The sequence below is a fragment of the Nostocoides jenkinsii Ben 74 genome (genome assembly GCF_001046875.1).
GTDB classification, from domain to species: domain Bacteria; phylum Actinomycetota; class Actinomycetes; order Actinomycetales; family Dermatophilaceae; genus Nostocoides_A; species Nostocoides_A jenkinsii.
Genome location: NZ_HF571038.1, coordinates 2307934 through 2333580, shown reverse-complemented (window position 1 = coordinate 2333580; position 25647 = coordinate 2307934). Strand labels below are relative to the sequence as shown.

Genomic DNA, 25647 nt, shown 5'->3' with positions numbered 1-25647 from the left:
CCGTCGCGGCTTCATCGGCGGGGCGCTCGGCGTCACGGCGCTCTCGGTGCTCGCCGCCGTCGGTGGCCAGCTGCGCAGCGGGGCCCAGACCATCAAGAAGATCGTGCTGCCGGCCGCTGCCGATAAGGCCAAGCCGCTGCCGACCGGCCTCGAGGGCACCGTGCCCGGCATCTCGCCGCTGCGGACCCCGACCGACAAGTTCTACCGCGTCGACACCAACCTCACCGTCCCCAAGGTCGACGTCGACACGTGGACGCTCGAGATCGACGGCATGGTCGAGAAGCCCTTCACGATGACCTTCGCCGAGCTCTCCGAGATGCCCCTCATCGAGCGCGACATCACCATGACGTGCGTCTCCAACGAGGTGGGCGGCGGTTACATCGGCGCCGCGCGCTGGCTCGGCGTCCGCCTGACCGACGTCCTCGACCGCGCCGGCATCACCGGCAGCCCGGACCAGGTGCTCAGCACGGCCGTCGACGGCTTCACCATCAGCACCCCGCTCGCCGTCGTCCGCGACGGGCGCGACGCGATGATCGCCATCGGCATGAACGGCGCCCAGCTCACCGACACCCACGGCTTCCCCGCGCGACTCATCACGCCCGGCCTCTACGGCTTCGTCGGCGCCACGAAGTGGCTCACCAAGCTCACCCTGACGACGTATGCCGCCGAGCAGTCCTACTGGACGAAGCGGCAGTGGGCGACGGACGCCCCGATCAAGACGAGCGCCCGCATCGACACCCCGGAGCCGCTCTCGACGATCAAGGCGGGGATGACCGCCATCGGCGGCGTCGCCTGGGCCCAGCACCGCGGCGTCGGCAAGGTCGAGGTCAAGATCGACGACGGCGACTGGCAGGAGACCAAGCTCGGCCCGGACGTCAACATCGACTACTGGCGCCAGTGGTACCTCCCGTGGGACGCCAAGCCCGGCCTGCACCGCATCGCCGTCCGCGCCGTCGACCGCCAGGGGCGCGCCCAGATCACCGAACGCGCCACGCCCTTCCCCAGCGGGTCGAGCGGCATCCAGGAGGTGGTGGTGACCGTCGCGTGATCCCGGCCGTCGAAATCTCCTCGAAAAAACTTCTCCGACAAGCAATCCGGAGCCACAGCAGCTCCGAATCCCACATGACCGTGCACCACACAGCCACAAGGAGTGACTGACATGAAGACCATGAAGACCCGCACCGGCCTCGTCGCCCTCGCGATCGCCCTGCCCCTGAGCCTCGCCGCCTGCGGCAGCTCCAGCGACAACACCACGTCGCCCGGCGCCGGCAGCACGCCCACCGCGACGTCGTCCGACTCGATGACGAGCAGCACCCCGTCCGACACGATGACCTCCTCCGAGTCGATGGACGCCGCTGCGTCCGTCTTCGGCGAGGGTTGCGCCGCCGTGCCGAAGGACGGCGCCGGCTCGTTCAACGGCATGGCCACCGCGCCCGTCGCGACCGCCGCGAGCGCCAACCCGCTGCTCTCGACGCTCGTCACCGCCGTCAAGACCGCCGGTCTCGTCGACACCCTGAACTCGGCTCCCGAGATCACCGTCTTCGCGCCCGTCAACGACGCGTTCGCCAAGATCCCGGCCGCCGACCTCAAGAAGGTCCTCGCCGACAAGCCGACCCTGACGAAGCTCCTCACCAACCACGTCGTGGCCGGCAAGCTCTCCCCGGAGCAGCTCGCGGGTGACCACAAGACCCTCGCCGGCACGACCATCACGGTCATGGGCTCGGGCGAGAACTTCACGGTCGGCAAGGCCGGCGCCAAGGTCATCTGCGGCAACGTCCCGACCGCCAACGCCACGGTGTACATCATCGACGGCGTGCTGATGCCCTGATCGTCTCCCGACCAGGCTGACGCGGAACACGACGACGGGCGACACAATGGACCCCATGTCACGGTTCTCGGTGGTCCCTTCCGGTGATGAGTCACCGGAGGGGGCCACCCGCCCAGTCCCCCTGGAGCAGCTGCTCCGCAGAGCGGCGACCGGCGACGAGACGGCGTTCGCAGAGCTCTACGACGCAGTCTCCTCCCGGCTCTTCGGTCTGGTCCGCCGCGTCGTGCGCGACCCCGCCCAGGCGGAGGAAGTGACCCAGGAGGTCTTCCTCGAGATCTGGCGGCACAGCGCACGCTTCGACCCGAGCAAGGGTGCAGCTCTCTCGTGGATGCTCACCATCGCTCACCGCAAGGCCGTCGACCGGGTCCGGTCGGCGGAGGCCTCCCGCAACCGCGACGAGGGATACGGCGCCAGCAACCAGGACGTCACCCACGACTCCACGGCCGAGGCCGTCGTCGAGCGTCTCGATGCGGAGCGGGTTCATCGGGCGTTAGAGACGCTCACACCGGTCCAACGGCAGGCCCTCGAACTGGCCTACCTCTCGGGATACACCCACACGGAGGTGGCCACGATGCTCGACCTGCCACTCGGGACCGCCAAGACACGCATCCGTGATGGACTGATCAGACTACGAGACACGTTGGGGGTGACACTGTGAGCGAGGACATCCACGCACTGTCCGGTGCCTACGCCGTGGACGCTCTCGACGACGTCGAGCGGGCCCGGTTCGAGCGACACCTCGCCGGCTGCCCGGCCTGCCGCGCCGAGGTCGACGGCCTCGTCGCCGCCGCCTCCGAGCTGTCGGTGCTCACCGAGGCCGCACCGCCGGCCTCGCTCCGCGCCAAGGTGCTCGCCGAGATCGCGACCGTCCGTCCGCTGCCGCCCCTCACGGCCCCGCAGGCGGAGTCGGGTGACGATGCCGTCACGTCGGCGCCGCCCGCCCCATCCCAGCCCGCTGCCGAGGCCGCCCCGGCCGAGTCGCACGGCGACCAGGGCCGGCACGCCGACGAGCTCTCCGAGCGCCGCCGGTCCCGGTCGGCCCGCGGTCTCGCCCGCGGTTGGCGGGTCGTCGTCGCGGCCGCCACGGTCGCGGTGCTCGCCATCGGTGGTTTCACCGTCTGGCGCCAGATCGACAAGGACCCGTCGCGGGCCCTCGCCGACCAGGTGCTCGCCGCCCCGGACGCCACGCGCTACGGCGCACGGCTCGCCGGCGGCGCCACGGCCACCATCGTGCGCTCCACCTCGCTCCAGAAGGCCGTCATCGTCACCTCCGGCATGGCGCAGCCGCCGACGGGCAAGGTCTTCCAGCTCTGGCTGCAGGACGCGACCGGCCACATGACCTCCGCGGGGCTCATGCCCGGCGGTGGCGACCAGGTCGTCGTGCTGAGCGGCGACGCGAGCCACTCGAAGGGCGCCGGCATCACCGTCGAGCCCGCCGGTGGCTCCGACCAGCCGACCACCAACCCGATCGCCTTCGTGGCCTTCGCCTGAGGCGCAGGACCGCAACCGGTCGCCACGACGTCGGACGGTCCCGAGCTCGCTCCCGGCTTCCCCAGCTGGAGCTCGGGACCGCCCGACCTCGTGGCCGTCCGCCGATCGCGTGGACGACGTCGCCCCCGTCGGGTCACGGCAGCCTTCCGGACCTAACCTGCCACGGTGAGCTCCCACCCCGTACGTGACGCGTACTCCTCCGCGTCCGAGCAGTACATCGATCTCTTCGACGACATCCGACAGGGCGAGCAGGACGACACGGCCCTCGTGCGACGTCACCTCGGCGGACTCCCCGGACGCGTGCTCGACCTCGGGTGCGGCCCCGGGCAGTGGACCGCGTACCTGCACTCCCTGGGCGTCGACGTCATCGGCGTCGACCTCGTGCCGGAGTTCATCGCCCATGCCCGCGCGACGCACCCGGGCTCGTTTTGGGCGAGTGCTTTTCGCTGATGTGCACGATGGCAAGGCGATCATCATCTCGGCAAACGACCAGTTCCAGACGGATCCAGAGGACGCCGTCAAGTTCTCGGCATTCGTCGGCGACCCGGGCACGCCTTTCCCCGCTGACGGCGAAGATCTCGGCACCTGGGAGGTGTATGACGGGGTCCGCCCGACGCCCGCCGCGATCGCCTTCGCGGGCGCGGCAGATGCTCGCTCGGATCTGCTGGTCCTCGCTGCCCCCGGGACGAGCAGTGTCGACATCTCGACGATGGCCATTCCGGCGCCGGACGGCACGATCCAACGGCAGTGGCAGACGCTGCCCATGGCCGATGGCGTCTCCTGGTCCCGCACGGCCGACACCGGCGGTGAGACGGTGCGCTTCCGGGTGGGCACGGCATATGACGGGCCGGTGACGATCGAGGGCAAGCTGACCCGCGAGGTCACTCCCTTCTGCATGGGGTGCGCCACCGGTGAAGACGATGTGGTGACCTTCCGGCAGCGGGTCGCGTCGGCATACGGCTATGAGCTGGAGTCCTTGCAGGGCCAGATCACCTACAACGAGACGGTGCCGGTGGTGGACTTCCAGGACGGCACGGGTAATGCCACGCGCATCACCGTCGTCGATGTCGTCGAGCCAGGCGGGCGGCACTTCCGCGGCTATGTGGCGCGCACCGAAGGCAAGGAGCAGGGCACGGGCTCGCTCAGCGGCGGATCCGCATACCCCCTGAGCCCGAAGTGGAACGACAAGGCCCCGCTGGTCCTGGCCGGCGAGAACAACACGCAGGTCGTGATCGCCCCCGGTGCCGCGACGATCCGGTGGGAAGCCGGCGGCAGCCACGGGACCGAGCAGGTCAACGCCAAGGGGTATGCCGTCCTCCCCTCCCCCGCCGCCGGCCTGGCGGACCTTCGGGTGCTGACCTACAACGCCGCGGGCACCACGCTGGGCGAATACACCGAGGCGATCGACGGCGAGGTCATGGGTGACCCGCTCGACCTGCAGCCCTGAGGCGCCACGGGGGGCTTTGTAACCTCTGCTAACACCACTTAGTGAACTGTGCACACCCTGCAAGGTGTGCACAGTTCACTAACGTGTGCAAGGTTGGCGCGGCGCGGCCGTCAAGGGCGGTAGGCCACAACCTGCACAGCGTCCGGGACGAAGCCGGCCCCGCGGTAGAGATGCAGTGCGGGGTTGACGCTCTCGGTCACGATGACCCACCTGCTGGCCCCGCGCGCATTCGCCCAGGCACCTGCCTCCGCGAGCAGGTGCCGGGCGAGACCACGGCGCCGGTGGTCCAGATGGGTGCCCACCGCCTGATAGCGCGCCAGGCACGTGCAGAGCACGATCCCGAGGTATGCCGCGAGGTCGCCGTCCTCGGTGAAGGCACCAAACCACTGGGCAAGTCCCCGCTCCACCAGGTCCCGTCGGGTGGCTTGCTGGGCCACCAGGAAGGTCCGGTGCTCGTCCTCGGGGTAGCGCGCGTCGAGGCGATTCTCCCCCTCGTTCGCCGCGAGCAAGGCGCCCCAGTCCTCGGGGGTGAACGGCCGCGATGAATAGCCGACCGGCACCGGGACCTGATCCGGACAACAGTCCCGGATCAGCACCTCGTCTGTGCTGACGGCGAGCCCGAGGCGCCGATACGGCTCCCCCACCGGCAGGCGCGGCAGCCCGATCGCACGGTGGGAAGCTCCCGGGAAGGCGTGCGCGAAGGTCCGCGTCCAGCGCGCGGCGTCATCGGCCGTCTGCGGATCCGTGACCAGGACGAAATTGCCCCAGTGAAAGGTCGGATTGTGCGGCGACCGCACGATCAGGTGGTCGCCGTGGTCCTCGACCAGTGACCCGGCGTGCCGCAGGATCGCCAGATCCGTATGCCAGCCCGCCGAGAGATCGGGCAGTGGAGCCGTGGCTACTTCTTGCCCTGGTTCGCAACCGCCTCGGCGGCGGCCGCGGCGGCCTCGGGGTCGAGGTAGCGGCTCGGGCCGGTCGGCATGAAGTCGTCGCCGAGGTCGTAGACGAGCGGCATACCCGTCGGGATGTTGAGGCCGGCGATGTCGTCGTCGGAGATGCCGTCCAGGTGCTTGACCAGGGCGCGGAGGCTGTTGCCGTGCGCGGTGACCAGCACCGTCTTGCCGTCACGCAGATCAGCCTGAATGTCGTTTTCCCAGTAAGGCATCAACCGTGGGATCACGTCGGCGAGGCACTCGGTCAGGGGGACGTCGATCCCGGCATACCGCGGGTCGCTGGTCTGGTCGAACTCACTGCCCTGCTCGATCGGCGGCGGCGGGGTGTCGAAGGAACGGCGCCACAGCATGAACTGCTCGTCGCCGTACTTGTCGCGGGTCGCCGCCTTGTCGAGCCCCTGCAGCGCGCCATAGTGCCGCTCGTTCAACCGCCACGACCGGCGCACCGGAATCCAGTGCCGGTCACACGCATCCAGGGCGAGGTTGGCCGTCGTGATCGCGCGGCGCAGCACCGAGGTGTGCACGACATCCGGCAGCAGCCCGGATTCCTTGAGCAGCGCCCCGCCGCGCGCGGCCTCCGCGCGGCCCTTGTCGGTCAGGTCGACATCGACCCAGCCGGTGAAGAGATTCTTCTGGTTCCAGTCCGACTCGCCGTGGCGCAGGAGGATGAGCGTGTACGTCATACAACCAGCCTAGCCAGGCTCGCCCGGCGCCACGTCCCGGTCCAGCAACGGGCGGAACGCCTCCAGGTTGCGCAGTGACTCCCCGCGCGAGACCCGCCACGCCCACTCCTTCTTCATCGAGGAGAGGAAGCCGAGGGCGAGGAGTTCGTTGAACGGGCCGTCAGCCGCCTCCAACACCACCCCCAACACCTGATCGACGTATGCCGCGTCCACCAGCCGCGCCGGAATCCGTCCCGTCACATAGACATCGCCCGAGGCGTCGATCGTGTACGCCAGCCCGGGCAGCCGCAGGTTGCGCTGAAGCAGCCAGCGATAAACGCCGAGGTGGTTCTCGTCGGGATTGCGGATGACGAACGCCGAGACGACCAGCCACTGCCCCGTCGTCACCAAGGAGGTCACGGTCTTGAGCTTCTTTTCCCCCGGCAGCGTGACGACGAACTCGCCGTCGCGCAACCCGGGCTCCCACTCGACGCCGAGATCATCGATGGCGTTGCGGACGAGGTCGGCCAACTCGGCATTCATGAGGCGCGCGCCTTCCCAGGCGCGACCGCCTGCTCGTAGACGGAGATCAACCGGTCGACCGTGGCATCCCAGCCGAAGCCGCGGGCGTGCCCGACGCCGGCCCGGCCGAGCTGGGCTCGGTGCGCCGGGTCGCTGAGCAGATCGCCGACCACCCCGGCCCATACCGCCGGGTCGTGGCCGCCGACGAGCACCCCGCCGGGGCCGACGGCGGTCGGCAATCCCCCGACATCCGCCGCGACCACGGGCGTGCCGCACGCCAGCGCCTCGATCGCCACGAGGCCGAACGACTCGCTGCGTGAGGGCACCCCGACCACATCCGCGGCGCGAAACCAGTCGGCCAGCACCGTCCGATCGACGGGCGGGAGCAGCTCGACGGCGCCGGCCAGGCCGAGCCCGGCGATGAGGTTCGGCAGCGACTCGGGGTCTCGGGAGCCGGTGCCGCTGACCCCGCCCAGGATGACGAGGCGGGCGGAGGCCAGGTCACCGCCCTCGCGGCGCAGGCGCGCCAGCGCGCGGACGAGAACGTCGGGGGCCTTGAGCGGCTGGATCCGCCCGACGAACAGGATCAGCGGCGTCGTCGGGTCGAGGCCCAGCCGAGCCCGGGCCTCGGCACGCGGGCCGGGGGTGAACACATCCAGATCCACCCCGGGAGGCACGACATGGACGCGGGCGGGATCCGCGGCATACCACCGGATGAGGTCGCGCGCCTCGTCCTCGGTGTTGGCGACGAGCGCGTCCGCCGCCTCGACCACCTGGGCCTCGCCAATCTCGCGCCCAGGGGGTTCGGGGCGGTCATCCGCGCCGACGTGGGCGTTCTTGACCCGGGCCATCGTGTGCATCGTATGAACGAGCGGCACGCCCCAGCGCTCGGCGGCGAGGAAGCCCACCTGCCCGGACAGCCAGTAGTGCGAGTGCACGGCATCGAAGTAGCCCTCCGGCGATCGGGCCACCAGCCGCATCAGGCCGGCCGCGAACGCGCACAGCTGCCCGGGCAGGGCCTCCTTGTCGAGGCCCTCGAAGGGCCCGGCGACCAGATGCCGCACGAGGACCCCGTCGCCGATGACGACCTCGGGAGGCTGCTGCGAGGAGGTCGAGCGCGTGACGATCTCGACCTCGATCCCGCGCCGCCCGAGCCGGCGTGCCGTCTCCAGGACATAAACGTTGAGCCCCCCGGCGTCCCCGGCACCGGGCTGGGCCAGGGGCGAGGTATGCAGGCTGATCATCGCCATCCGCCGCAGGCTCGGGCTTCGGGTCATGGTTCGGAGTCTTCCACGGGCGGGCGCAGCCGGGTCAGCCCGAGTTCGGCCCTTCCCGACCAGATGTGGACATCGGTGCGGCCGGTCTCGCGCAGGTCCAGGGCGCGGTTGACATCCGCCGGGCCCATCGCCACTGACGTGCCGCGCACCGTCGTGAACACGGGAGTCGAGGCGGGCCAGAGGTTGCGCAGCCAATAGGCGCGGTTCTTGAGGTTGGTGTCGGGCACGGTCGGCGCGTAGCCGATCGTCTGCGCGTCATGGCGCAGATGGATCACGACCGCGTCGGCGCCCTTGACCGCCACGATGAACCGGAAACGGCCGTAGGCCTCGGCGATGTCGATGGTGAGCGGGCGCTCGAGGCGACGGTCATCGTCATACACAATCCCGGTGTAGCGCACCAGGTCGTCGGTCACGAGCCGCTCCGTGAGGTGGACGTTGCCGACCGCGGTCGTGAGGTTCTCGCGGCGCTTGCCGCCGGTGCCGGTGACGTCGCCGGTGAAGGCGGTGACCGGGGCCCCGCGGGTGACCGTGTCCACCAGCACGCCACCAGCATCGGCGAGGCGCAGGCCGCTCGCATACAGGGTGACGCTCGCGCCGTCGGGGAAGTCGACCGTGCCGGTCACCGCGTCATCGACCGTGAGCAACCCCGGGCGGGTGACGTTAACACCGCTGTCCTTGCCGATGAGCGGGGGAATCCAGGTGATCCCGGCAAGGACTAGGACAGCCAACATCGCCAGGGCGAAGGCCACCATGCTGCGGCTGATGTCCCGACGTGCACTCATCGGGGTCAGGCTATCCGGCGCGGCCGAGTCGGCACCGCGGTTGAGTGGGGGGCACTGGTTAGGCTCCGTCGAATGAGCGCGGGCAAGAGTTCTGCCGGGCCGAACCCGGGGAAGGTGGTCGGTGCGATCACGCGCGGCACGACGAACCCCAATCGCCTGCGCCGCTGTGATCGGTGGCTCGTCGGGCCCCAGGCGTGGCGGCTACGCGTGCCGGCGGCGGCCCCCATCGTCGTCGATCTCGGATATGGCGCGTCGGGCGTCACCGCGCGCGAACTCCGGGACCGGCTGCGCCACATACGGCCGGATGTGGAGGTGGTGGGCATCGAGATCGATCCCGCCCGCGTCGCCGCCGCGCAGCCGCTTGCCGGGGAGGGGCTCACGTTTCAGCGCGGCGGGTTCGAGATCCCCCTGCCCGGAGGTGCTCGCCCCACGATCGTGCGGGCGTTCAACGTCCTTCGTCAGTATGGCGAGCAGGACGTCCCGAGCCACTGGAACCTCGTGCGCTCCCGCCTCGCACCGGATGGGCTGTTCGTGGACGGGACGTGTGACGAGATCGGGCGCCGCGCGTGTTGGGTGGCGTTGACGCCGGACGGGCCGCAAACGCTGACGTTGGCGTGGCGGCTGCGGGATATCGGCGACCCGGCGGAGATCGCCGAGCGGCTACCGAAGGCGCTGATCCACCGCAACGTCCCCGGGGAGCCGGTGAACGCCTTCTTGACTGCGGTCTCGGATGCGTGGATCCGGCAGGCGCCGCAGGCGAGTTATGGTGCGCGCCAACGCTTTATTGCGACGGCGGGCGCGGTGGCCGCCGCGGGGTGGCCGGTGCGGCATACGCATCGTTGGCGACTGGGGGAACTGACCGTCGACTGGGCGGCCGTGGCTCCCCGGGACGCTCAGGGGGTCACGCGGGCGTGACAGCCTCGTCGTCGGCGGCGCGGGCGTAGTCGTCCTCAAGGCGGACGATGTCGGACTCATCGAAGGTGCCCAGCGCGATCTCGAGGATGCGCGCGGGCCGCTCGCCGGAGTTGCCCATGCGGTGCACGGCGCCCTGGGGAATCCAGATCTGCTCGCCCGGCTCGGCCACCCAGTCGATGCCGTCGACGTGGACGTCCATCGGGACATCGAGAACCTGCCAGAACTCGCCACGCGACGTGTGCGACTGCAGGGACAGGCGGTGGCCAGGGTCGACCGTGATGACCTTGACGGTCACCGGAGTGTTGGCGACGAACTGCTCGAACTGGCCCCACGGGCGCTGCTCGCTGAACATCGCTCCGCGCGGGTCTTGCAGACTGGACAACACAACTCCTAGCACCGAAAAGACTTTCAGTTTCCAATTGTGCCATCCTCGCGGGCGTGACCCTTGCCGACGAGGTGGCTGGCGCTGGCGCAGCTGGCGCTGGAGCTGGCTCGTCGCGCGGTGCGATTATGCTGGCCGGGGGGCGATCAAGTCGGCTCGGTGGCGCGCGCAAAGTGACGCTGGACGTGGGCGGGTCGGGGTCCTTGGAGCGGGTCGTTCGGGCGTGCACGGGGTGGTGTCCTGTGTCGTCGATGCTGGTCGTCGGGCCGGCGGATTTGCCCGTCCCCGACGGGGTTGTGCTGGTCACGGACGACCCGCCGTTCGGTGGACCGGTCAGTGGGCTGCGCGCGGGCCTGGCCCGACTGCCGCTCGGGTCTGATCCGGTCGCCGTGCTGGCCGGGGACCAGCCGTTCGTCACGTCGGCGACGTTGGAGCGACTGGTGGCTGCAGTGGGTTCTGCCGAGGTGGCGGCGTTGGGGGATGCAGGGCAGGTGGGTGACGCAGGGCAGGTGAGCTACCTCACGGCCGTATGGCGCGGCCCCGCCCTTCGCCGCCGCGTCGCCGCCGCGGGGGCGTCGATGCGGTCGGTCTACGCAGGGGCGGAGGTGGTGCTAGTCCCGGACCCGGAGGGTTGGGCCGCCGACATCGACACCCCCGACGATCTGCGCCGCGCCCGCCGCCGCGCCGCCACGGAGGGGTGATCCCCGAATCCGGACGCAATAGCCGGTGGTGGACGCAATAGCTATTGCGTCCACCACCGGCTATTGCGTCCGGCGAGGGTCGGGCGGGCAAGTGGGAGACCGATGGGGAGAGCTCCAGGCTGGTCATCCGGGCCGGCGGGGGGCGGGGGGCTCAGTCCGTGACGCGCTCGAAGCCGGAATAGACGTTGCAGCGGTCGCCGCGGGCGAAGGCGATCAGCGTCATACCGAGCGTGGCGGCAGTCTCCACCGCCAGCGAACTCGGCGCGGACACCGTGGCCACGATGGCGATACCGGCCATGGCGGCCTTCTGGACGATTTCGAACGACGCGCGCGACGTCACGACGAGTATGGCGTCCTCCCGCGGCAGGGACCCCGCCCGCAAGGCGGCGCCGATCGTCTTGTCGACGGCGTTGTGGCGGCCCACGTCTTCGGCATGCGTATGAATGTGCCCCGTGACATCGGCCACCGCGGCGGCGTGCAACCCGCCCGTCTTCTCGAAGACCGACTGCCGCTCGCGCAGCGCGCCCGCCAACGTGAGGACGACATCGGCGGCGACCCGCACCTCGCCCCGGCCCAGGTGAGTGGGCACCCGGGCGGAGATGGCGTCGATGCTGGCGGATCCGCATACGCCACAGGCACTGGTGCTCATGGTGACCCGGGAGACGCCGGTGGGGACGCGCGCGGGGTCGAGGAGATCGACGTCGAGGACGTTGTAGGTGTTCTGCTCGACGCCCTCCGGCCCCGTGGCGACCGCCCCCGCGCAGTAGCGCGCGCCCCGCACCTGGTCGGCGGCGTCGATGATGCCCTCGGCGAGGAGGTAGCCGTGGACGAGGTCGAGGTCGGCGCCCGGGGTACGCATGGTCACGGTGATCACCTGCCCGGCGGCCCGGATCTCCAGGGGCTCCTCGACTGCGAGCACGTCGGGTCGCCGCGTGCGCATGATGGCGCCATTGGAGGTATGAAGGCGCTCCACCGGCACGCGGACGGTCACCCGACCCAAGGGGTCACCAGGGCCCGTAGGGACCCATCCGGCCGCCACCGCGCGTGACCTCGTCGAGGGCGGGGCGGACGTCGGTCAGATAGACGGCCGCCGCGACGACGGCGATTAGGCCGAACAGCGTGAGCGGCGAGAAGAGCACGACGAAGCCGATCGCGGCGGCGGCCGCGAGCATTAGCGTCCAGAACTGCTTGGTCCGCTTGCCGGACGCCGCGAACGCGTCGGGGCGCCGACGCAAGGCGTCGACCAGGGCAAATACCTCAAGCCCGAACGCGCCGATGCCGAGGACGAGCGCGACGCTCTGCTGGACGGTGGCGAACATGTGCACACGATACGGGTCGGAGATTGGGGCACTGGTGGTTTTGCGATTGCTAACTCGAGCAAGCATAATTAGGGGGTATGAATCGCAATCCCCTGAGTGACCTCGGCAGCCTGGGTGACTACTTGCGGGAGCAGCGCCAGACTGCGCGGTTGTCGGTGCGTCAGCTGTCCGAGCTCGCGGGCGTCTCGAATCCGTATCTCTCCCAGATCGAACGCGGCCTGAAGAAGCCGAGCGCCGAGATACTTCAGCAGATCGCCAAGGGGTTGTCGGTGTCGGCCGAATCGCTCTATGTGCGCGCCGGCCTCCTTGACCCCGACGACGCCAGCGACCCGGGCTTGCCGGACACGAGGGCTGCGATCAACAGCGACCCGCGCCTGACGGCACGCCAGAAGGACACCCTGCTCTCGGTGTATGACAGCTTCGTCAGCGGTGCGGCCGAGGAGATTCAGGTCGCGCCGACGCCGGAGCGGAAGCCGAGTGCCTCGAAGAACGCCGCAACCGCCGACGATGCCCCGACCAAGTCCGCCACAGCTCGCAAAGCGACCACACCCCGCAAGACGACCTCAACGCGCAATCCGGCCAACCCACCTACCGACTAAAGGAGTCACCATGGCACGCAAGAAGAAGAACCCCGCCACGTCGCCGGAGGTCCACGTTTACGCCTCGATCGGCGCCACCGACCTCGCAGTCGAGAAGATCCGTGAAGCGGCCGCCGCCGCAACCGGTGCCGCCTCGAAGGCCGCCGCGCAGAGCGTCGCCGATCTTGGAAACCTGCCCGCCAAGGCCCGGGAGGCAGCCGCTCGCCTCGTCGAGCAGGTTCAGGCCGCCCCCAGCCAGCTAAAGGACGTCGCCGAGGCAGCTCAGGCCGCCCCCGCGACACTGCGCGACGCCGCGACCGAGGCGATCGCCCGCGCCGGCGAGACGTATGAGGAGTTGGCCGTCCGCGGTGAAAAGGTCGCCGGCCGGGTGCGCAAGCAGGGGTCCTCCACCGAGGCGGCGGAACAGGTGAAGTTCGCGGCGGCCCAGGCGAAGGGAGCGGCCACGACCGCGACGAAGGCCTCGTCCAAGACGGCCGCGGCAGCCAAGGACACGGTTGAGGCGGCCGCGGAGACGGCTGCCGCAACGGCGGCGCCGATCGTTCGCCGCACGCGTACCGCTGCCAAGAAGGCCGCCGCCACCGTCACCGACGACGCTACGAACGCCGCGACCACAGCAAAGCGCACGGCCACGACGGGCGCCAAGGCCACCCGCACGCGAACCAAGGCAGCCAGCACCAGCACCCGCAAGGCGGCCGCAAAGACGACTCAGGCGGCCAAGGACGCCGCCGAGAAGCTCGGCGACTGACCGCCGGCCAGTCGGCCAGCGAGCGCCGCGGCATACAACAGCAAGCGCGGGACCCGAGGGACCATCTCCCTCGGGCCCCGCGCTTTCGCGTTGCCCCCCAACGACTTCCCACCATTAGACCGACGGAGGCCACTGTGATGCCCACCACAAATGCTGCCCCCAGTTTGCAAAGTGCTAACTAGAGCAAGCATACTTGTGGCATACCCGGTGACCGGGACAGAACGTTCCGGATCACCCCCACGGACCGCATTACCGGCCCTTCACCCAAGGAGCACATCATGGCCAGCACCACCCCCGTCTTCGACATCAAGTCCGCCTTGACCTCAGGCACCCCGTTCTACGCGGCCCTCGGCATGACCGACCTGGCCGTCGAGAAGGTTCGCGAGGCCGGCGCCCGCGCCACCGAGCAGGCCAACAAGAGCGGTGCCGAGATCGGCGACCTGCCGACCCAGGCAAGCGACCGCTTCGCCGAGTTCCGCAAGCAGCTCGCCGCCGCGCCCGCCACCGTCAAGGAGACCTCGGCGCAGGCTTTCGAGACCGCGATCGAGTTCTACGAGGACCTCGCCACCCGCGGCGAGAAGGTCGTCGACCGCATCCGCAACCAGAGCGCCACCAAGGAGCTCATGGAGCAGTTCAAGAACACCGAGGCGCAGGCCAAGGGTGCCGCCACCGCGGCCCGCAAGTCCGTCGCTTCGATCGAGGAGTCGGCCAAGGCCGCCTTCACGACCGGTGCCAACGAGGTGTCCAAGGTCGCCGAGAAGCTGGTCGACGGGCTCTCTGACGAGGCCAAGTCCACCGTTGCCGACGTCAAGGCCGGCGCCGAGCGCACCGCCGCGGCGGCGAAGTCCACCGCGACGACCGCCCGCAAGACCACCAAGACCGCGACCGCCAAGGCGAAGGCCACCAGCACCAGCGCTCGCAAGACCGCTGTCGCTGCGGCCGAGGCCGCCAAGGACGCGACCGCCAAGGTCGGCGCCTGATCTAGCCCCACCGAACTGGCCGGGTCACCCATTGGGTGGCCCGGCCGGTTCGCGTTTGCCCTGTCCCTGGCTACCCTGGTCGCCGTGACTGCGACGCTGCCTTCGGACCCGCCCCCGGCACTCACGGAGGCGCCGATCCTGGCGTATGCCGTGCGCGGCGGCTTCCTCGAATCCGCTCACCGCGCGTCGCTGGTCGCCTTGGACCGCGATGGGAACGTCCTGCTCGAACGCGGTGCGATCAACAGCCCCATCTTCCCCCGCTCCAGTAACAAACCCCTGCAGGCCCTGGCGATGCTTCGCCACGGCCTCGACCTGCCCGATCACCTGCTGGCGCTGGCCTGTTCGAGCCACAGTGGCGAGGCCTTCCACCTTGATGGTGTCCGCGAGATCCTCGCCCTCGGCCAGTTGACCGATGCCGACCTGCAGAACACCCCGGACTATCCCTACAACCAGGACGAGCACGACCGCGCCATCGCGGCCGGCGAGCCCAAGTCGGCGATCTTCCAGAACTGCTCCGGCAAGCACGCGGCCATGCTGCTCACCTGCCGCGTCAACGGCTGGGACCTCGCGACCTATCGCGATGTCGACCACCCGCTCCAGCAGGCCATCGCGGCCACCCTGGCCGATGTCGCCCAAGAGCCGGTCGCGGCGACCGCCATCGACGGCTGCGGCGCTCCGGTGATGGCGGTGTCCCTACGCGGCCTCGCTCGCGCCTTCGCCAGCGTCGCCGCGGCGGACCCCGACACTGCCTGCGGTCGGATCGCGTCCGCCATGCGCGCTCACCCGGAGTATGTCGGCGGCACCCGCCGCGATGTCACCGCCCTGATGCAGGGCACCGACGGCGCGATCGCCAAGGATGGCGCGGAGGCCGTGTATGCCGTGGGCCTGGCCGACGGTCGCGGCATCGCCCTCAAGGTGGCCGATGGCGGGCAGCGCGCGCGCCCGGTCATCCTCGCCGCCGCCATGCAGTCGCTCGGGATCGACTCCGATGCGTATGCCGCGCTGACCGACGCCCCGATCCTCGGCCACGGCGAGGTCGTCGGCGGCATCATCGCCACCGGCTTCTGACCTCGTGCGCGCGGTCGTCCAGCGGGCCAATGGCGCCTCGGTCACCGTCGCCGGCGACCGGGTCTCGGGGTTCTACGGCCCGGGGCTCGTCGTCCTGGCCGGCGTCACCCACGGCGACGGACCCGACCAGGTAGCCCTGCTCGCCCGCAAGATCGCTCAGTTGCGCATCATGCGGGAGGAGTTATCGGCCGCCGACCTCGGCGCCCCGGTCTTACTGATCAGCCAGTTCACCCTCTATGCCGACACCCGTAAGGGCCGACGGCCCTCCTGGAATGGCGCCGCGCCCGGCCCCGTGGCCGAGCCCTTGGTGAGCGACCTCGGGAGGGGGCTCGCGGCATACGGCCTGGTGGTGCACGAGGGGATCTTCGGAGCCGACATGGCCGTCGAACTCGTCAACGACGGACCGGTGACGATCCTGCTCGACACCGACGGCTAGGGGGTGACGATCGTTGTCTGGGCGGCACTGATGTCGCCGACACGCAACTCCGCGTCGACCGGAGTGTTGCGCTTGATCAGGCCCAGCGCGATCGGGCCGTCCTCGTAGTGCCGGGCCACAGTGGTCAGGTGTCCCACGGCCCGGTCCCCCAGCGTCAAGGACGCGCCGCGCTCGGGGAGGGTGTGCCCCGACCCATCGAGGTGCAGGAAGACCAACCGCCGGGGCGGCCGCCCGAGATTGTGCACGCGGGCGATCGTCTCCTGGCCGCGGTAGCACCCCTTGTGCAGATGCACTGCGCTGCGCAGCCAGTCCACCTCGTGCGCGATCGTGCGGTGATCGGTCTCGAAACCCGCCCGGGGTCGCCAGTCCGCGACGCGGAGCGCCTCGGCAGCCCACATCCCGGCCAGAGGCCGGTCCCCGACGGCCGCCGCCAACTCGGCGCGCGGGACGATCAATTCTCGCCACGCACGTCCCGTGGCCGGGTGTTCCACCGGACCGTATGCCGCGGTATCCCCCACCATGTCCGGCCACGGATCGCGCCACGCGGCGACCCCGGCCGGGTCTCCGGGAACGAACTCGCGGGCGATGGGCTCGCCGAGCACGGCATACGACTCCGAGACGAGCGCGACCTCGACGCGCAGCATGAAGCGCATCCGCTCCAGCCACTCCACTAGGGCCGGTCCGGTGCCGGGCTCGACCGTGATCCAGACGCGTTCCCCGTCGTTCACAAGATGGAGATCGTGCTCGATGTGACCCTTGGGGCTCAGGACGAGGGATTCGCGCGAGGTCCACTGCGCGAGGCCGGTGAGGTGCTGGGTCGTCATCGAGTGCAGCCAGGAGAGCCGGTCCGGGCCGGACACCGTGACGACATCGCGATGGGAGAGATCGACGGCCGCGAGGCCTTCGACCAGAAGCCGCTGCTCGCGCAGCGGATCGCCGTAGTGGCTGGCTACCCCCGCATCGACGCCTTCCCCGGCGACCGCGCCGGGACGCGCGAGGAGAGGGGAGGGAGGGATCGGCATACGGCCAGTCTCTCACCGAGGTGGGCCCGCGCCACCCGAGGCGGGAGGAATGCGCAGGTTGCCGACTTATCCTGTGCCCCGTGTTGGAGCAATTCACCGACGAGGCCGACCGCTCGGACTATGACGCGCCGGTCAGGCGCCGCCGACGCGGACGTCGGGTGCTGGCCGTCGTCCTCAGCCTGCTGCTCCTGCTGCTGGCGGGCACCGCCGGCTTCGTCTGGTTCCTGAACAGCAAGCTGTCCAATATCGCCCAGGACGACCTCCTGCCGACCACGGCGGCGGGCGGCACCACTGGCGGCGATGGGGGCGACGCCGGCGGCAAGCCCCTCGTCACGGGAATGGGCGAGAACTACCTGATCATCGGCTCGGACGCCCGACCGGGCGACACCTTCAGCCGCTCGGACGTGATCATCATTGCCCACGTCACGGAGAAGAAGGACAAGGTCTATCTCATGCACTTCCCGCGAGACCTCTATGTCTCGATTCCGGGCAAGGGCAAGGACAAGATCAACGCGGCCTTCGCGTATGGCGGCTCGCCGCTGCTCGTGCGCACGCTGCAGGGGATGCTGGGCGTCAAGATCGACCACGCCGCCAAGATCGACTTCCAAGGCTTCATGAACATGACCGACGCGGTCGGCGGCGTCCGCGTCTGGGCCGAGGAAGCCAGCGACGAGGGCACCTTCCAGGTGGTCAAGGGCTGGAACGACCTCACCGGGGCGCAGGCCCTGGACTTCGTGCGCGAACGCAAGTCGCTCTCCGAAGGCGACATCTCCCGTGGCCGCCGGCAACTGGCGTTTATTAAGGCCTTGATGGTCAAGACGCTGAGCCCGGGCGTCCTGCTCAACCCGGTGAAGCTGAGCCATTTCATGGAGGCGGCCACCTCCAACTTGGTGGTCGACCGCGGGATCACCCCGAAGTTCATGCGCGCCCAGGCGATGTCGCTGCGCGACCTGCGAGCGGACGACATCGTCTTCATGACCGCACCGTTCACCGGCTTCGGCACCGCCCCCAATGGCGGCGCGATCGACATCGTGGACGAGCGCCGGATGGAGGAACTGGGCCTGGCGCTGCAGTCCGACGACGTGGCGGGCTACCTCGCGAACGATAAGTAGCCGGAGCGGGACGGCCGAGTAGGAGCTGCAGCAGGCACGAGCCGCAGACGGGGGAAGCTTGGGCGGGGCAGGAGTTTCGTCGCTGCGCTCGCTCGTGCCTCGCTCGTCTCCGCTCCTCGACTGCCCCGCCCAAGCTTCTCCCGTCCACGGCATTGTTCGGGGCCGCTTCAGCGCCTATTCGAGGCGCTTGAGCTCTGCCGAGGCGTGGCTTTGCAGGGGCTGGCCGACGGCGGCCATGTCCATTGCCCACATGAGCTTGGAATCGACGAGGCCATAGAGGCGGGTGGCGGCGTTGTATTCCTTTGCCTGCGGGCTGCGGATCACGCCGTCGGTTTGCAGGGTGATCCGGGCCGGCTCGATCGTGCCGTAATAGAGCTCGAGAATCCCGGTCGGATGCGTGAGCAGCAACTCGGCGTCGCCGTCGGGCGTCACCCGCCAGAAGCCACTCTCGCGGGCAGCCGGTCGCTCCAGATTGCCCTCCCCGTCCAGCAGCCAGGTGCGGCTCTGCCACTCCAGGAAGGGTCGGCCGTCGTGGCTGACGACGATCTCCTGCCCGAAGTTGCGTGAGGTGATCGTCGGGTAGCCCACCACCCCAGCCCCCTCCCACCGACCGACGAGCCAGGCCAACTTGGCCACATCGGGATGGATGGTGTCGTCGAGAGTGAACATGCCCGTGATGCTAGCTAGTCTCGGGCAGATGGAGCGGAGCCTCGTCGTCAAACTGACCTGTGGTCTCGATGCCCCCGAGCGCGCAAATCAGGCGTTGACCGTCGGGGCCACCGCCATCGCCGCCGGCGCCCAGGTGTCGCTCTGGCTCACCGGGGACGCGTCGTGGTTCGCCGTGCCCGGGCGGGCCGAGACCCTCGATCTGCCGTATGCCGCGCCCGCCCCCGATCTCCTCGCCTCCATCCTCGAGGGTGGCCGGGTCACGGTCTGCTCGCAGTGCGCGGCCCGCCGCGAGTTGACCACGGACGACCTGCTCCCGGGAGTCGAGATCCGCGGAGCCGCGGCCTTCGTCGAGGAGTCGCTGGCCCCGGGAGCGCAGGCTCTCGTCTACTGAGACCTCGCCTGAGCTGGCCCGCGGAACTCTCCTTGGCCGACCCGCGGGCCCAGCGCGGCCAGAGGGGACATTTGGAATACCAATGCGAGTCCGTAGGGTGCGCCGCCACCCTCCCGCGACGCTCACCGAGCGTGCACCGGGGAGGCGAGGCGCGGCATACGTATTCCAAATGTCCGGGGCGCGGGGACTTCGGCAGGAGGCTGGGCTTGTCAACCGGGGCTGGCTCAGCCGAGGAAGAGGCGAGCTATGGCGAAGACGGCGAGTCCGGGCGCGAGCAGGCCGGCCACCGCGACTGTCAAGGCGGAATCCTTGGAGACGGTTGCCCGGGCAGCCGAGGCTTGCGCCCGGGTGAGCCAGGCCGAGGACGCTCCGTCCGCTGCGGACGCGGGTGCCGGGGACGGGTGTAGGGCCGCGTCCGTCAACACCCGCCGCGTGGCCTGCGCGGTGGCGGCGGCGACGGCGCCGAGCACGGCATACGCCCAGAGGGGGGCACCCCCGGCGACGGCAAGCCCGACCAGCATGGCTCCCACGGCGCCGAGGAGGGCGGCCCCGGGGAGGAGCCACGCGGCATACGGCCCGGCAAGGAGGAGGTCGAGCAGGGCGGACACGGCGATCGCCGCCATCGCTGATGCCACGACCGCCTGCTCGGCATGGAGGTCCGTGACCGGGGCCAGGGAGACGCCGGAGGCGATGATCGCCAAGCCCAGGGCGTCGGAGGCGATCGTCCGAGCCAATTGCGGCCGGTTGTCGGAGCGGGTCAACTGCATCAGGAAGGCCACGATCAGCGACGCGGCAATCGCAACCGGAAGGAGCCGGAGCCGGGGCTCGTCCTCGATGCCGAGTACGGCGGCGGACGCCAACAGCGTAGCGAGCGCGAGCACGAAACCCGACCGATGCAGGTTGCTCGCGCCGAGTGCCGCCGGGAGGCCGATCGCGAGCAGATAACCGCCTAACGCCAAGGCCAGGGCAACGAACGGCTCGCCCGCGGCCGCCGTTAGCGCGAGGAGGCCCGCACCGACGACAGTCAGCGGCACCGTGGCGGGCAGGGCACGCTCGCGAAGCAGCGTGGGGGACGGGGCCGCACTCGACACGGCGGTCATCCTTGCATCACCTGCCTGCATCACCCACCCGCAAACGGCGGCAAGAACTCGACCTGCGCCCCGACCGGGATGACCTCCTCATCGGCGGCGGCGATCCCGTCGACCAGAATGCTGCACAGCGGCGCGACGGGCGCGAGGTCCGGATGGCGGCGGACCGCCGCAGATCGAACATCGGCAACGGTGCCGGCGGGTAGGAGGTCGCTCTCGGTGCCCGCGGCAGCCTGCGCGCCGGCCCAATAGCGGACCCTGACCCCTGCTTCGGCCGGGGTCACAGGGTGAGCGTCGGAGTCGGTGGTATTCATCAGCGCCTATCCTGCCTTGTATGGCCCGGCTACTGCTGCTGACCAATGCGCTCGCCCCGAGCGCCGAGGTTCTGCCCGCACTCGGCCTGCTCAGCCATCACGTGTCAATCCTGCCCGCGGAGGCGGCCGCGCTCGTCAACGCCCCGACGGCGGACGCGATCCTGGTCGACGCCCGCCGCGAACTCGTCGCCGCCAAGTCGTTGTGCCGGGTGCTGCGCGCCACCGGGACGTCCAATCCGGTCATCGCGATCCTGACCGAGGGTGGCCTCGCGGCAGTCACGGCCGATTGGGGCGTGGACGACGTCCTCCTTGACACGGCGGGCCCGGCGGAGGTGGAGGCCCGATTGCGGCTGGCCTCGGGGCGGGTATCTCCGGACGCCGATGACGAAGGCGTCCCGATCACGGCGGGTGCGATCACGATCGACGAGTCGTCCTATTCCGCGCGCCTGGGCAATCGCACGCTGGACCTGACCTACAAGGAGTTCGAGCTCCTGAAGTACCTCGCGCAGCATCCCGGCCGCGTCTTCACCCGGGCGCAACTGCTGCAGGAGGTATGGGGCTACGACTACTACGGCGGCACCCGCACCGTCGATGTCCACATCCGGCGCCTGCGCGCCAAACTCGGGCACGATCACGAGCGCCTCATCGGGACGGTTCGAAACGTCGGCTACCGGCTGATCAACGAGCCGACCGGCGCCGATGTCTGAAGCGCCGATGTCTGAAACGCCGACATCTAGCGGGCCGATTCCTGAGGCGCCGGCGGACCCAGATCGCGGTGAACCCAGCGAAGCCCAGCCCAGCGACGCCGACGCGATCCGGTCGTTGCTCGCCGACACCGCCGCCGTAGATGGCGTGACCCCCATGTCCGAGACCTTCCGGATGCGCCTGGGCGACCCCAGGTCCTATGTGGTCCGCGCCGCGGGGGGCGAGCTCGCGGCATACGGGGCCGTCGTGGGGAGCACCGGCGAACTGCTCGTCCACCCCGATCGGCGACGCGCCGGCGTGGGCAGTGCGGTGCTCGATCGGCTTCGCCACGCGGGGGCGACGGAGATTTGGGCCCATGGGGACCTCCCGGCCGCCCGCGGATTCGCCGAGGCCCACGGACTGCACTCCATTCGGCTGCTGCACTTGCTAGGGAGGTCGCTGACCGACGCCGATGCCGCGGCCCCCACCTTTCCGGCCGGCTTTGAGTTGGCGTCCTTCCGGCCCGGGGACGAGGACGCCTGGCTCGCGGTCAACGCCGCGGCCTTCGCCTCCCACCCCGAGCAGGGGCAGGTCGATGCCGCCGCCTTGGCCGCGTTGATGGCGCAGGACTGGTTCGATCCCAGCGGCCTGCTCATGCTGTGGGCTCCCGATGGCCGGTTGGCCGCGAGCCACTGGACTAAGGTCGACCCCGAGCAGGTGGTGGTCACCGCGGACGGCCCTCTCCCTGCCGGCGAGGTCTATGTCCTCGCCGTCTCCCCCGCCTTCCAGGGCCGCGGCTTGGCCGGCCCGATGACGGCCGCCGGCCTCGCGCATCTCACCGCCCGCGGGCTACGCCACGTCGTCCTCTATGTCGACGACGACAACAGCGCCGCCATGGCCACCTACCGCCGGCAGGGCTTCACGCCGCTGGCAACGGACCGGCAGTATGCCGTGCCTCATGCCGTGACTCGGGACCCCGGCGGCTCCCCTGCCGCCGCCGGTCCCGACCTGACAAGATGACGCGTATGCCCGTGCCGGACCCCGCCACCGTGACCTCACCTGTGCCCGGCGAGGTTGATCTCGCGGCGACCGGCGAACTCGTCATCACGGCAGCCACCGCGCCGCGGCGCACGGTCATGCGCGGGCCCGACGGGCGCTTCGTCCGCCTTGGCGACCCGCACGACGCCGATGCCGGATCGTTGCCGGCGGACCGCTTCCTCGACCGCGAGATCTCCTGGCTCCAGTTCAACGAGCGGGTGCTGCAGCTCGCGGCCGACGAGCACCTGCCGCTGCTGGAGCGCGCGCGTTTCCTGGCGATTTTTACCTCCAACCTCGACGAGTTCTTCATGGTGCGCGTCGCCGGGCTCAAGCGGCGGATCGCCACCGGCCTGGCCGTGCGCTCCGCCTCGGGCCTGGAGCCTCGGGAGGTGCTGGACCGCATCGCCGAGGTGAGCCATGACCTGTTGGCCGCCCAGGCGCTGATCTTCCACGACGGCGTGCGACCGGCGCTGGAGCGCAACGGCATACGCATCGTGCGCGTGGATCAGCTGAGCGCCGCCGAGCAGGTGCGATTCGGCACCTACTTCACGGGGCGGATTTTCCCGGTGCTGACGCCGCTCGCCGTCGACCCGGCCCACCCCTTCCCCTATATCTCCGGGTTGTCGCTCAACTTGGCGGTGGTCCTGCTCAACCCGCGCACGGGCAAGGAACATTTCGCGCGGGTGAAAGTGCCGCCGCTGCTGCCGCGGTTCATCAAGGTGGAGCACGAGCCCGACCCCGACTCGCCGTTGGCCGAGGTCACCCGCTTTGTGGCGCTAGAGGACCTCATCGCCGCGCACCTGGACCAGCTCTTCCCCGGCATGGAGGTGCAGGAGAGCTTCACCTTCCGGGTGACCCGCAATGAGGATCTCGAGGTCGAGGAGGACGACGCCGAGAACCTCCTGACCGCGCTGGAGCGGGAACTCACCCGCCGCCGCTTCGGCCCGCCGGTCCGTCTCGAAGTCGATAAGGCGATGGACGACAAGGTCATGGACCTGCTCGTGCGCGAGTTGGGCGTCAGCCAGGCCGAGGTCTATCGCCTGCCCGCGCCGCTCGATCTGCGCGGCCTCAACGTCATCGCCGACCTCGAGAACTCCGAATTGCATTTCGAGCGCTTCGTCGCCCGGACCAATGTCGACCTGGCTCCGACCGAGTCGGCAAAGGCTCGGGACATCTTCGCGGCCATCCGTCGCAGCGATGTGCTCCTACACCACCCGTATGACAGTTTCTCGACCTCGGTCCAGGCCTTCATCGAGCAGGCGGCGGCCGACCCGCACGTGCTGGCGATTAAGCAGACCCTCTATCGGACCAGCGGCAACAGCCCCATCATCGACGCCCTCATCGACGCGGCCGAGGCCGGCAAGCAGGTGCTCGCGGTGGTGGAGATCAAGGCCCGCTTCGATGAGCAGAACAACATCTCTTGGGCCCGTAAGCTCGAACATTCCGGGGTCCACGTCGTCTATGGCATCGTCGGCCTGAAGACGCACTGCAAGCTCTCGCTCGTCGTGCGCCAAGAGGCCGAAGGCCTGCGCCGCTACTGCCATATCGGCACCGGCAACTACAACCCCAAGACGGCCCGGCTCTATGAGGACCTCGGCCTGCTGACCTGCGACGAAGAGGTCGCCGAAGACCTCACCCGCCTCTTCAACATGCTCTCCGGCCTCGCCCCGCGGGCGAAGTTCAAGCGCCTCCTGGTCGCCCCGCGCACGGTCCGCTCGGGTCTGGACGACCTCATCAACAAAGAGATTTCGTATGCCGAGGCCGGTCGCCCCGCCTCGATCCGGCTCAAGGTCAACTCGATCGTCGATGAGAACCTCATCGACTCGCTCTATCGCGCCTCCCAAGCCGGGGTGAAGATTCAGGTGCTCGTCCGCGGCATCTGCGCCATCCGCCCCGGCGTGCCCGGACTCTCGGAAAATATCGAGGTCCGCTCGATCCTGGGGCGCTTCCTGGAGCACTCGCGGGTCTTCTGCTTCGGCGGCGACGGCGACCCCGTGGCCCTGATCGGCAGCGCCGACATGATGCACCGCAACCTCGATCGCCGCGTCGAGACGCTGCTGATGCTGCGCGACCCCGGCCAGATTGAGTTTGTCGAGAGCCTCATCACGCGCGGAATGAGCAATGAGTTCGCGAGTTGGCGACTGGAGGCGGACGGCCGCTGGATCCGCCACCACCTCGATGAGGAGGGTCAACCGCTGCGGGACTACCAGAAGCGGTTGATCGACTACTACGCGAAGAAGCGGCGCAAGGCGAGTCGATGAGGGACGTTCCTGCCGCCGGCACCTTGCCGTGGCGACTGTCCGGCGGGCGCTTGGAGGTCGCCCTCGTGCACCGGCCTCGGTATGACGATTGGTCCTGGCCCAAGGGCAAGCTCGACCCCGACGAGCAATTCCCTGTCGCCGGGGCGCGCGAGACGGAGGAGGAGACCGGGCTCGTGGTGCGCCTCGGCATACCCCTGCCGCCGGCGCACTACACCTTCCTCGACTACCGCGGCATCCCGGCCACCAAGGAAGTCCGCTATTGGGCCGCCCAGGTTATCGGCGGGTCCGGCCGGCTCGTCAACGAGATCGACGAGGTCGCCTGGCTGGACGCGGCCACGGCGCACGGCCGGCTGGACTACTCGCGCGATCGCGTCCAACTGCGGGCGCTGATGGCGGCCCACGACGCCGGGGCGTTGGCGACGTGGCCGCTCGTCGTCGTGCGCCACGGGCGGGCACTCCAGCGCTCGAACTGGCGGCGCCCCGATTGGCTCCGCCCGCTCGATGCCCGCGGCCGGGAGCAGTCCAGGGCGCTGATTCCGTTGCTGGGGTCGTATGCGCCGGACCGGGTCTACACCTCGTCCTCGACGCGCTGCAACGAGACCGTCGCCCCGTTCGCTGCGGCCGCCAAGCTGAAGCTCCGCGCCCGCGACGACCTGTCGGAGGAGACCTTCGAAGCCGACCCCAGCGCGACGACGGCCTTCGTGGACAAGCTCATTCGCAAGGCTAAGCCGGTCGTGGTCTGCAGCCACCGCCCCGTGCTCCCAGCCATCCTCGACCGGATGCTCGCCCACGAGTCAGCGAACCGGCCGATGGCCGCGCTGCGGGCAGCCAGCCGCGACGGTATGGCGAAGGGCGAGGCCCTGATCGCGCATCTCGTCGGCCGCGGCGACGAGGCCCGCCTAGTCGCGATCGAGCGCTATTTCGCCGAGGACGACTGACCGCACGCCTGACTGGACAGCCG

31 protein-coding genes are annotated in these 25647 nt (G+C 69.9%); 19 read left to right on the top strand and 12 right to left on the bottom strand.

What is annotated here, in order from left to right; translation table 11 throughout:
• The 6 genes from BN13_RS11060 to BN13_RS11035 form a co-directional block, all read left to right on the top strand.
• Window positions 1-1048: molybdopterin-dependent oxidoreductase (locus BN13_RS11060; protein WP_048546838.1), on the top strand; the 1048-nt coding region annotated here is incomplete at its 5' end.
• Between the two features lie 111 nt (window positions 1049-1159).
• Complete coding sequence (locus BN13_RS11055) at window positions 1160-1828, top strand: fasciclin domain-containing protein (protein ID WP_048546836.1); 669 nt, start codon at window positions 1160-1162, stop codon at window positions 1826-1828.
• 46 nt (window positions 1829-1874) lie between these two features.
• Window positions 1875-2486 carry an ECF RNA polymerase sigma factor SigK gene (sigK, locus tag BN13_RS11050; protein ID WP_157038556.1) on the top strand — a complete coding sequence of 204 codons (612 nt, stop codon included), beginning with the start codon at window positions 1875-1877 and terminating at the stop codon, window positions 2484-2486.
• Entirely contained in the window at window positions 2483-3319 is an 837-nt protein-coding gene (locus BN13_RS11045; RefSeq protein ID WP_048546833.1) for an anti-sigma factor, read from the top strand. Before sigK ends, BN13_RS11045 begins: the two co-directional genes overlap by 4 nt.
• Window positions 3320-3484: 165 nt before the next feature.
• On the top strand, window positions 3485-3769 hold the full coding sequence (locus BN13_RS11040) for a class I SAM-dependent methyltransferase (protein WP_053079774.1): 285 nt from the start codon (window positions 3485-3487) through the stop codon (window positions 3767-3769).
• Window positions 3756-4766: a hypothetical protein gene (locus BN13_RS11035; protein ID WP_157038555.1), complete on the top strand. Its 1011-nt coding sequence runs from the start codon at window positions 3756-3758 to the stop codon at window positions 4764-4766. Before BN13_RS11040 ends, BN13_RS11035 begins: the two co-directional genes overlap by 14 nt.
• A 110-nt stretch (window positions 4767-4876) precedes the next feature.
• On the opposite strand, the gene BN13_RS11030 is transcribed toward BN13_RS11035, so the two are convergent.
• The 5 genes from BN13_RS11030 to BN13_RS11010 form a co-directional block, all read right to left on the bottom strand.
• Entirely contained in the window at window positions 4877-5563 is a 687-nt protein-coding gene (locus BN13_RS11030; RefSeq protein WP_048546828.1) for a GNAT family N-acetyltransferase, read from the bottom strand.
• A gap of 101 nt (window positions 5564-5664) precedes the next feature.
• On the bottom strand, window positions 5665-6402 hold the full coding sequence (locus BN13_RS11025; RefSeq protein ID WP_048546826.1) for a phosphoglyceromutase: 738 nt from the start codon (window positions 6400-6402) through the stop codon (window positions 5665-5667).
• Window positions 6403-6411: 9 nt separating this feature from the next.
• Window positions 6412-6924: a type III secretion system chaperone family protein gene (locus BN13_RS11020; protein WP_048546824.1), complete on the bottom strand. Its 513-nt coding sequence runs from the start codon at window positions 6922-6924 to the stop codon at window positions 6412-6414.
• Window positions 6921-8180: a D-inositol-3-phosphate glycosyltransferase gene (gene mshA, locus BN13_RS11015; protein ID WP_048546822.1), complete on the bottom strand. Its 1260-nt coding sequence runs from the start codon at window positions 8178-8180 to the stop codon at window positions 6921-6923. The genes BN13_RS11020 and mshA overlap by 4 nt, the downstream gene beginning before the upstream one ends.
• Window positions 8177-8962 (bottom strand): hypothetical protein, encoded by a 786-nt coding sequence (locus tag BN13_RS11010; protein ID WP_157038554.1) that lies wholly within the window; start codon window positions 8960-8962, stop codon window positions 8177-8179. Before BN13_RS11010 ends, mshA begins: the two co-directional genes overlap by 4 nt.
• Window positions 8963-9034: 72 nt before the next feature.
• On the opposite strand from BN13_RS11010, the gene BN13_RS11005 reads away from it, so the two are divergent.
• The gene (locus tag BN13_RS11005; protein WP_048546817.1) at window positions 9035-9877 is read left to right on the top strand and encodes a methyltransferase domain-containing protein; all 843 of its coding nucleotides are present in this window, start codon (window positions 9035-9037) and stop codon (window positions 9875-9877) included.
• Here BN13_RS11005 and BN13_RS11000 read toward each other — a convergent pair.
• Window positions 9864-10259 (bottom strand): phosphomannose isomerase type II C-terminal cupin domain, encoded by a 396-nt coding sequence (locus tag BN13_RS11000; RefSeq protein ID WP_048549090.1) that lies wholly within the window; start codon window positions 10257-10259, stop codon window positions 9864-9866. The genes BN13_RS11005 and BN13_RS11000 overlap by 14 nt on opposite strands.
• Window positions 10260-10387: 128 nt before the next feature.
• Here BN13_RS11000 and mobA point away from each other — a divergent pair, with 128 nt between their 5' ends.
• Window positions 10388-10960 (top strand): molybdenum cofactor guanylyltransferase, encoded by a 573-nt coding sequence (mobA, locus tag BN13_RS10995; RefSeq protein WP_084733704.1) that lies wholly within the window; start codon window positions 10388-10390, stop codon window positions 10958-10960.
• Between the two features lie 151 nt (window positions 10961-11111).
• On the opposite strand, the gene fdhD is transcribed toward mobA, so the two are convergent.
• Both fdhD and BN13_RS10985 read right to left on the bottom strand, forming a co-directional pair.
• A complete protein-coding gene (fdhD, locus tag BN13_RS10990; RefSeq protein WP_321162907.1) occupies window positions 11112-11951 on the bottom strand; it encodes a formate dehydrogenase accessory sulfurtransferase FdhD in 840 nt (279 codons plus the stop codon).
• 13 nt (window positions 11952-11964) lie between these two features.
• The gene (locus BN13_RS10985) at window positions 11965-12279 is read right to left on the bottom strand and encodes a DUF2516 family protein (RefSeq protein WP_048546811.1); all 315 of its coding nucleotides are present in this window, start codon (window positions 12277-12279) and stop codon (window positions 11965-11967) included.
• 77 nt (window positions 12280-12356) lie between these two features.
• On the opposite strand from BN13_RS10985, the gene BN13_RS10980 reads away from it, so the two are divergent.
• The 5 genes from BN13_RS10980 (at window position 12357) to dtd (ending at window position 16107) form a co-directional block, all read left to right on the top strand.
• A complete protein-coding gene (locus tag BN13_RS10980; RefSeq protein WP_048546809.1) occupies window positions 12357-12878 on the top strand; it encodes a helix-turn-helix domain-containing protein in 522 nt (173 codons plus the stop codon).
• A 10-nt stretch (window positions 12879-12888) separates the two neighbouring features.
• Window positions 12889-13623 (top strand): hypothetical protein, encoded by a 735-nt coding sequence (locus BN13_RS10975; protein ID WP_048546808.1) that lies wholly within the window; start codon window positions 12889-12891, stop codon window positions 13621-13623.
• A gap of 278 nt (window positions 13624-13901) precedes the next feature.
• Entirely contained in the window at window positions 13902-14603 is a 702-nt protein-coding gene (locus tag BN13_RS10970; RefSeq protein WP_048546807.1) for a hypothetical protein, read from the top strand.
• A gap of 84 nt (window positions 14604-14687) precedes the next feature.
• Window positions 14688-15671: an asparaginase gene (locus BN13_RS10965; protein WP_084733703.1), complete on the top strand. Its 984-nt coding sequence runs from the start codon at window positions 14688-14690 to the stop codon at window positions 15669-15671.
• Between the two features lie 4 nt (window positions 15672-15675).
• A complete protein-coding gene (gene dtd / locus BN13_RS10960) occupies window positions 15676-16107 on the top strand; it encodes a D-aminoacyl-tRNA deacylase (RefSeq protein ID WP_048546806.1) in 432 nt (143 codons plus the stop codon).
• Here dtd and ygfZ read toward each other — a convergent pair.
• The gene (ygfZ, locus tag BN13_RS10955; RefSeq protein ID WP_048546805.1) at window positions 16104-17129 is read right to left on the bottom strand and encodes a CAF17-like 4Fe-4S cluster assembly/insertion protein YgfZ; all 1026 of its coding nucleotides are present in this window, start codon (window positions 17127-17129) and stop codon (window positions 16104-16106) included. The two genes, dtd and ygfZ, sit on opposite strands and share 4 nt — an antisense overlap.
• A gap of 80 nt (window positions 17130-17209) precedes the next feature.
• Here ygfZ and BN13_RS10950 point away from each other — a divergent pair, with 80 nt between their 5' ends.
• Window positions 17210-18241 (top strand): LCP family protein, encoded by a 1032-nt coding sequence (locus tag BN13_RS10950; protein ID WP_048546804.1) that lies wholly within the window; start codon window positions 17210-17212, stop codon window positions 18239-18241.
• 174 nt (window positions 18242-18415) lie between these two features.
• Here BN13_RS10950 and BN13_RS10945 read toward each other — a convergent pair whose 3' ends face one another.
• Window positions 18416-18910: an FABP family protein gene (locus BN13_RS10945; protein ID WP_048546803.1), complete on the bottom strand. Its 495-nt coding sequence runs from the start codon at window positions 18908-18910 to the stop codon at window positions 18416-18418.
• 28 nt (window positions 18911-18938) lie between these two features.
• Here BN13_RS10945 and BN13_RS10940 point away from each other — a divergent pair, with 28 nt between their 5' ends.
• Window positions 18939-19301 carry a DsrE family protein gene (locus tag BN13_RS10940; protein WP_048549088.1) on the top strand — a complete coding sequence of 121 codons (363 nt, stop codon included), beginning with the start codon at window positions 18939-18941 and terminating at the stop codon, window positions 19299-19301.
• A 224-nt stretch (window positions 19302-19525) separates the two neighbouring features.
• On the opposite strand, the gene BN13_RS10935 is transcribed toward BN13_RS10940, so the two are convergent.
• Both BN13_RS10935 and BN13_RS10930 read right to left on the bottom strand, forming a co-directional pair.
• Window positions 19526-20392, bottom strand: a complete 867-nt coding sequence (locus tag BN13_RS10935) for a hypothetical protein (RefSeq protein ID WP_048546802.1) — start codon at window positions 20390-20392, stop codon at window positions 19526-19528.
• A gap of 29 nt (window positions 20393-20421) precedes the next feature.
• Complete coding sequence (locus tag BN13_RS10930) at window positions 20422-20703, bottom strand: MoaD/ThiS family protein (protein ID WP_048546801.1); 282 nt, start codon at window positions 20701-20703, stop codon at window positions 20422-20424.
• A 20-nt stretch (window positions 20704-20723) separates the two neighbouring features.
• Between BN13_RS10930 and BN13_RS10925 the strand changes: the two genes are divergently transcribed.
• The 4 genes from BN13_RS10925 to BN13_RS10910 are packed head-to-tail and all read left to right on the top strand — an operon-like array spanning window position 20724 to window position 25624.
• Complete coding sequence (locus BN13_RS10925) at window positions 20724-21410, top strand: response regulator transcription factor (RefSeq protein WP_048546800.1); 687 nt, start codon at window positions 20724-20726, stop codon at window positions 21408-21410.
• A gap of 7 nt (window positions 21411-21417) precedes the next feature.
• A complete protein-coding gene (gene mshD / locus BN13_RS10920; protein ID WP_048546799.1) occupies window positions 21418-22407 on the top strand; it encodes a mycothiol synthase in 990 nt (329 codons plus the stop codon).
• Between the two features lie 5 nt (window positions 22408-22412).
• Window positions 22413-24686, top strand: a complete 2274-nt coding sequence (locus BN13_RS10915) for an RNA degradosome polyphosphate kinase (protein WP_157038553.1) — start codon at window positions 22413-22415, stop codon at window positions 24684-24686.
• Window positions 24683-25624 carry an NUDIX hydrolase gene (locus tag BN13_RS10910; protein ID WP_048546798.1) on the top strand — a complete coding sequence of 314 codons (942 nt, stop codon included), beginning with the start codon at window positions 24683-24685 and terminating at the stop codon, window positions 25622-25624. Before BN13_RS10915 ends, BN13_RS10910 begins: the two co-directional genes overlap by 4 nt.
• Window positions 25625-25647: the final 23 nt, after the last annotated feature.